The organism is Anabaena sp. AL09 (assembly GCF_001672255.1).
GTDB lineage: Bacteria > Cyanobacteriota > Cyanobacteriia > Cyanobacteriales > Nostocaceae > Dolichospermum > Dolichospermum lemmermannii.
Window position 1 is genome coordinate 145918 of record NZ_LJOQ01000085.1, and the last position, 6755, is coordinate 152672.

The window sequence follows — 6755 nt, forward strand, 5'->3', positions numbered from 1 at the left end:
GTTGCGCTTCTACTTATGACTGACCCTGCAAATCAAATATTGGGAAAGATTTTTGAATGTAGATCAAATATAGTTAATCTAAAATCTAAAATCGAATTATAACCAATCATCGTCATCATCCCAGTTATCCTGATAGCTAGGGCGTTTGCTGCGAGTGGGACGAGTTTCATAATTGGGAGAACGATTTTGATTTTCCCTGCCATAGTCCCTGTTAACACCTCGGTTAGATGAATCTCGTTGGCGATAGTTATCTCTGTAAACATCCCTTTCCGGTTCTTTTTCTTTTTCACCCACAAAGATTTCCCGGATAGCACCAAATAGATCTTCATCTTCATCCTCAGCATAATACTGACGGACTTCTCTATTCAGTTCATACAGAGCATCTTGTAAATCAGCATAAGCCTGATCAATACCGCGATCTTCGTCAGCTTGTAAACTTTCTCGTAAATTCCGGCAAATATTATCAATGCGTTGACGACGGTTGCGGGCAAATTGCATTCCCATTTCCAAAGCTACTTCTCGCAGTTGTCGTTCTGCTTGTAATATTAACGCTTCGGCACGGGTACGTTTTTCAACTCGTTCTTTCCGTTCTCTATCAACACTGGCATATTTTTGAGCATCCTCAATCATGCGGTTAACTTCTGACTCACTTAAAGTAGAAGCGCCTTGAATAGTAATGCTTTGTTCCCTGCCAGTAGTTCGATCTAGGGCTGTTACCTGTAAAATCCCATTAGCATCAATATCAAAAGATACTTGCACTTGGGGAATACCTCTGGGTGCGGGAGGAATGCCATAGAGTTTAAACCGTCCTAATGATTTGTTATCTGTGGCCATGTCCCTTTCACCTTGGACAATATTGATTTCTACGCTATTTTGGTTATTTTCAGAAGTAGAAAAGATGTCAGAACGACGGACTGGGATAGTTGTATTGCGGGGGATGAGTTTTTTCATCACACCACCGATGGTTTCTAAGCCCATAGATAGAGGTGTGACATCTAAGAGGAGAACATCTTTAAGTTCACCAGCCAGAATACTGCCCTGAATGGCTGCACCCACAGCAACGACTTCATCAGGATTAACGTTTTCGTTGGGTTCAATGCCAATTAAGTCTTGAACTAGCTGTTTCACCATGGGCATTCTCGTAGAACCACCAACTAATACGACTTCTTCAATATCTACAGGAGAAACTCCGGCATCTTTTAACGCCCGCTTAACTGGTGTTCTTAATCTACTCAATAAGTCTACACATAAACCTTCAAATTGCGATCGCGTCAGCCGAGTTTCTAGGTGTTTTGGACCATCCTCTGTGGCGGTGATGAAGGGTAAATTAATATCGGTGACACTAACCGCCGAAAGTTCAATTTTCGCCTTTTCTGCGGCTTCCATTAACCGTTGCAAAGCTTGGCGATCGCGTCTTAAATCTACACCTTCTGCTTCTAAAAACTGTTCCGCTAACCAATCAACTACTTTTCGATCAAAATCATTACCACCGAGTTGAGTATCTCCACTGGTAGCTTTTACCTCAAATACGCCATCACCCACATCTAGTAGAGACACATCAAAAGTTCCCCCACCCAAATCAAACACAAGAATAGTTTCTGTATAACCTCGATCTAATCCGTAAGCCAAAGATGCCGCTGTGGGTTCGTTAAGAATCCGTAAAACATCTAAACCAGCAATTCTACCCGCGTCACGGGTAGCTTGACGTTGGGAATCATTAAAATAAGCCGGAACAGTAATCACAGCCCCGGTAACAGGTTCACCTAAATAACGACTAGCATCATCAGCTAATTTTTTCAGCACCATAGCCGAAATTTCTTCTGGGGAAAATTCCTTATTTAGCCGGGGACAGGCAACTTTAATATTACCAATTTCATCTTTGCGAATAGTGTAAGGAACACGCTTAGAATCCGGGTTTAATTCCCCATATTTGCGCCCAATGAAGCGTTTTACCGCAAAAAAGGTATTTTGAGGATTAAGGACGGTTTGCCGTCTGGCCATTTGCCCCACAACCCTTTCCCCTTCTTTACTAAAGCCAACTACGGAGGGGGTTGTTCGCATTCCTTCTGCATTGGCAATCACCACCGGCTTGCCACCCTCCATGACGGCGACTACTGAGTTGGTTGTACCCAAGTCGATGCCAACTACCTTGCCCATGCGTTACTCGTCTCCTGTTGCGTGTTTTGTAAATTTATTATGATATAATAATACTGCTTTTAGCTTGGTGCTAAATCAGGTCAACAATCCAATTGCAATAGTCATTAAATCAGAAATATCCAATGATAACAGCATTGCTACTTGCTACAGGATAGCATTTAGAAAGAGGCAAGAGGTAAGAGGTAAGAGGCAAGAGGCAATTACACTTCACTTGCGATTACGATTATGGCTTCTGATGGACTGGGATCTCGTAATTATCTCGCAAACTGTCATGAATTTTCATCCAAGTTCCGTCTCTGCGCCAGTTGAATATTTTCCGTGGGTCTTTTTGGAAGGGGTGGTGTAAGCTGGAAAGGTGGTAATGTAAGCTGGAAAATGGATGGTGGAACAATATATAAAATATTTAAAAATACAGATCCTTTCCTGTTGAGACCATCTTATCTTATATTGGAAGAAGGAAAATCACCTGATTTTGTGTCAGAGTTCAATTTTGTGTCAGAGTTCAATGCGAAAGGAGTCCCTTTCGACATTTCCGGTTTCGCTACCATTCCCGCAGTCGCCGCTTTCGTCTTGGCCGCAAGATGGAAAGCTAGAAAAAGCATAGCATCAAAAACCCGCACTGCCAACCCTGATGTAGCGGTTCCCTAGGTGGACAATTGTTGGGGTGACGCTTTGTGTTTAGACCTGACCTTGGGCGTACTGCTATTTCTGATGCCTAAACTCGTCAAAAACCGACTGCCCCAATTACAACATTTTTCTTGTTTCTTTTTTGGTGGTTTATATCGCTTGCAAAAGCATTTGTAGCGTTTACAAGCAATTTATACCAGATATTTAAACAGCGGCAATAAATTCTTCTACTGTTAACCCAGCAGTTCGTATCAGTCCACGTAAAGTCCCTTTTGCCACCTCATGATGATCAGGAACAGACAAAGTTACCATTTCACCTTCTTTGACCAAAATTATATGACTTGCACTTTGGCGTGCAAATCGCCAGCCCAGCTTTTCAAAAGTGCGAACTACTTCTTGTCCACTCAGAACAGGTAATTTTGATGCCATAACTATACTAAGACTTCTACTTGTTTAGTTTCAATAGTCAATGGCAAACCCATTTCTGCCCTCACTTGTAAGCAAGCAGAAATCGCATCTTGAATATTCTCTAAACCCTCTTCTTTTGTCGCTCCTTGACTAATACAACCAGGAATACTAGGACATTCAATAATCCAGACACCATCTTCATCTCGATCAATCGTGACATTGAATTTCATACTAAGTTGTAGTGAAGTAATACCTGTATTTTAGCTTTGAAAATTTCGATTATTAGTCTTAATGGAAGATTATCGCAGATTCTCGAAAAAAGTCAATTGCTGGTATATTTCACAAACTACCATAAACGGGAATTGCTGCACCACGGACATCCTTGGCTGCTTCTGAGGCTAAAAAACAAATAACTTGGGCAATAGATTCGGGTTTTACCCATTTATCAGCGATTTCTGCGGGTGTACCTACTCTGTTAGCGGGGGTATCAATGACACTGGGGAGAATGGTATTAGCAGTAATATTAGTCCCTTTGGTTTCATCGGCGATCGCTTTTGTTAAGGCTATCACTCCAGCTTTGGCCGCAGAATAAGCCGCTAACTGTGCCGCAGGTTCAGCACCAGCGCGAGAACTGACGGTAACAATGCGCCCATAGCCGTTTTCTAACATACTTTTGAGGCTATATTTGCAAGTCAAAAAAGTTGTATTTAAGTTGATATCTATTTCCTGTTTCCAATCATAAAAGCTGTATTCGTGAGTTTTTCCCTTGGAAAATCCACCAACTAAATGAATTAATACATCTACTTTTGTCATGCGGCTGACCAGTTTTTCTACTGATGCTTCATCTTCTAAATTAGCAGGAATAAAATGAATTCTGGCAAAATCCGCAGGGGAAATAATTCCTTTGAGACGTTCTACATCTTTAGGACTACGATAAGGAATAGTTACATCTGCACCTTGGGCTATAACTGCGGGTGTTACACCCAAACCTAGTCCCCCTGTGCCACCTGTAAGTAAAACTTGTTTGCCTTTCATAAAAAGATGCACTCCTATGATCTTCTTTAATTCAAGATAGCGCGGATTTTATGATCTTGATTTTGTTTCGCGCAAAGGCACAAAGGAGCAAAGGCGCAAAGGAAGAAATACACTGAAAGTTGCTGTTATAGAGACGCGGAATTTTGCATCTCTATTTTAAAACCCTATTTAAAGTTGTGGTTGTAGATGTTGTACTAACTGTGCGGCTTGCATAACACCTTCAATTTTATCTACGGGCTTTCCTTGTTTAAATAGTACCAAGGTTGGTAAAGCGGCAATGCCATACTGACTGGCTAATTCTTTATACTTTTCTGTGTCAATCTTCACAATCCGTAATCTATCTTTCAGTTCAAGATTGACTTTTTCTAAAATGGGTACCATCATTTGACAAGGACCACACCAGTCAGCATAAAAGTCTACTAGCACGGGTACATCTGATCCTGAAAGCATTTCTTCAAAGCTGTTGAATTGTTTTTTAGTTGCCATAATACACACCAATTTTTAATTAATCGTTTGTTTTTATGTTAGTTCTTAGAATCTGGAATTTGTATATGTTTATATTTTTTATAGATCCCCAACTTCTCTAAGAAGTCGGGGATATGGGTATTATACTCAACACGGCTTAATTATTTGATTTAAGCGGGTAGGGGTTTAGCATTGCTAAACCCCTACAAATCTAGGTTTTTCGTGATTTTACTCTCTTACATTGTCAAGGATTGGGGATTGGTTTCAATCAACTTCGCTAAGTCTTGCAAGAATCCGGCAGCATCAGCACCGTAAATAATGCGATGATCACAGGTGATTGTAACTTGCATTTGTTGACGCACACCAAATAATCCATCAGGTGTGGCAACTACTTGGGGACGTGATGCACCAATGGCTAAAATAGAACCTTGTCCGGGGGGTAAAATGGCATCAAAGGTATCTACACCAAACATTCCTAAGTTGGAGAGGGTGAAAGTACCGCTGTTATATTCTACTGGTTGTAGTTGTTTAGCTCTAGCGCGTTCTACTAAAGATTTCCAATTGCGAGATAAAGAGTAGATATCAACTGCATCTGCATTTTGTAAAACGGGTGTGATTAAACCACCATCATCCATGGCTACGGCGACAGAAACGTTAATATTAGGGTGATTGACAACTCCCTGATCTGAGTAGCTGGCATTAAGGATGGGGTGTTTTTGTAATGTTATGGCTACAGCTTTGGCTAATAGCGCGGTCATTGTCACACCTTTAGACTTAATTTGTTTGTAAAGTTTATCGAGTCCATCGGTGCTAATTGTGTAACTGACACGGAACACAGGTACAGATAAACTGGCTACCATGCCCCGAACTACTGCATTTTGTAAGGTTGTGAATGGCACTACTTGACCAGGAACGGCACTACTGACTACTGGTGTGGCAACAGGTGAAGGTGCAGGTGCGGCTACAGGTGCAGGTGCGGCTACAGGTGCAGGTGCGGCTACAGGTGCAGGTGCGGGAGTGATAACGGGGGTAGTAACGGGCTGAACTTTGCCAACTACAACTTCTACATCTTCCGCCACAATGCGACCGTAGGGACCGCTACCTGTGAGGGTATTTAAATCAACTTTGAGTTCTTTGGCTAGTTTGCGAGCGCGGGGTGAAACGACGACTCTGCCGGGTTCATGGTTAGAACCATTTTGAGATGGGGTGGCAGGGGCGGCAATGGCGGCAGCGGGTACGGGGGCAGGTGTGGAGGGGGCAGCAGCACCGTCTGCGTTGGCTAAGGACTGGGCTGTGGCTATTTCTGCTTCTGTTTCGGCTATGTAAGCGATCGCTGCGCCGACTGGGGCAGTTTCACCGGCGGGAACAATGATATGGGCAAGATATCCTTCATAGAAGGTTTCCACGTCCATATCAGCTTTATCTGATTCGACAACCACCACTGTTTCGCCTTTCTCCACTTTATCTCCAGGCGACTTGACCCAGGAGACAATTTTGCCTTCGGTCATGGTGGAACTCAGCGCCGGCATAAATACTTCGTTAATGCTCATGATATGGTGGTTTCAGAATCAATTATATATGGACTTCAATCTACGAATTTTAACAGTTTTGTGATCAAGTGGGTGATTTTTTGGAAAAATCAGATTGATGAGAACTATCTGTTTTTTTGGACAAAACACAACCGCTTACTTGATTGTCAGCGGTTTTGGGGAGTTGAATAGATTTTTGTGACAAGATAGTTCTTCCTTATCAATCTTATGATAACAAATCCAAAATCATTTGTCAACCCCCTAATACTCTATTTTCGCGCTGGTTATTTTTTGGGAAAAAATCCCGTGATTGTGTAAATCTAGCTATACTCAACACGGCTTAATTGTTCGATTCTATCGGTAGGGGTAAAGCAAAAGCTTATTGGTGTCAAATTAGGCTACAAATAGCTTATGGTTATTTAGTTATCAAAAGACAACTTTTGTTTTGACACTCTCAGGGAAGACAGCCACTGAGATTCTACTGACAGAATTAGATTAAAGGTTTAGCCTAATCTAATCTCGCTGCGACCGTCA

The 6755-nt window shown here is 42.0% G+C and carries 8 protein-coding genes; 2 read left to right on the forward strand and 6 right to left on the reverse strand.

Annotation, left to right across the window (positions count from 1 at the left end):
* Positions 1–96: 96 nt before the first annotated feature.
* Entirely contained in the window at positions 97–2157 is a 2061-nt protein-coding gene (gene dnaK, locus AN490_RS17310) for a molecular chaperone DnaK (protein WP_300005891.1), read from the reverse strand.
* A gap of 492 nt (positions 2158–2649) precedes the next feature.
* Here dnaK and AN490_RS17315 point away from each other — a divergent pair, with 492 nt between their 5' ends.
* Both AN490_RS17315 and AN490_RS17320 read left to right on the forward strand, forming a co-directional pair.
* On the forward strand, positions 2650–2805 hold the full coding sequence (locus AN490_RS17315; protein ID WP_300005894.1) for a hypothetical protein: 156 nt from the start codon (positions 2650–2652) through the stop codon (positions 2803–2805).
* On the forward strand, positions 2806–2961 hold the full coding sequence (locus AN490_RS17320) for a hypothetical protein (protein WP_300005897.1): 156 nt from the start codon (positions 2806–2808) through the stop codon (positions 2959–2961). It begins immediately after the preceding gene.
* 27 nt (positions 2962–2988) lie between these two features.
* On the opposite strand, the gene AN490_RS17325 is transcribed toward AN490_RS17320, so the two are convergent.
* From AN490_RS17325 to AN490_RS17345, 5 genes are all read right to left on the reverse strand, one after another.
* A complete protein-coding gene (locus AN490_RS17325) occupies positions 2989–3213 on the reverse strand; it encodes a type II toxin-antitoxin system HicA family toxin (protein WP_137906972.1) in 225 nt (74 codons plus the stop codon).
* A gap of 2 nt (positions 3214–3215) precedes the next feature.
* Entirely contained in the window at positions 3216–3422 is a 207-nt protein-coding gene (locus AN490_RS17330; protein ID WP_300005904.1) for a type II toxin-antitoxin system HicB family antitoxin, read from the reverse strand.
* Positions 3423–3531: 109 nt separating this feature from the next.
* Complete coding sequence (fabG, locus tag AN490_RS17335; RefSeq protein ID WP_300005907.1) at positions 3532–4227, reverse strand: 3-oxoacyl-ACP reductase FabG; 696 nt, start codon at positions 4225–4227, stop codon at positions 3532–3534.
* A gap of 168 nt (positions 4228–4395) precedes the next feature.
* Positions 4396–4713: a thioredoxin gene (gene trxA, locus AN490_RS17340; protein WP_015083360.1), complete on the reverse strand. Its 318-nt coding sequence runs from the start codon at positions 4711–4713 to the stop codon at positions 4396–4398.
* A gap of 215 nt (positions 4714–4928) precedes the next feature.
* Positions 4929–6242, reverse strand: coding sequence for a dihydrolipoamide acetyltransferase family protein (locus tag AN490_RS17345; RefSeq protein WP_300005911.1), 1314 nt, complete (start codon positions 6240–6242; stop codon positions 4929–4931).
* Positions 6243–6755: the final 513 nt, after the last annotated feature.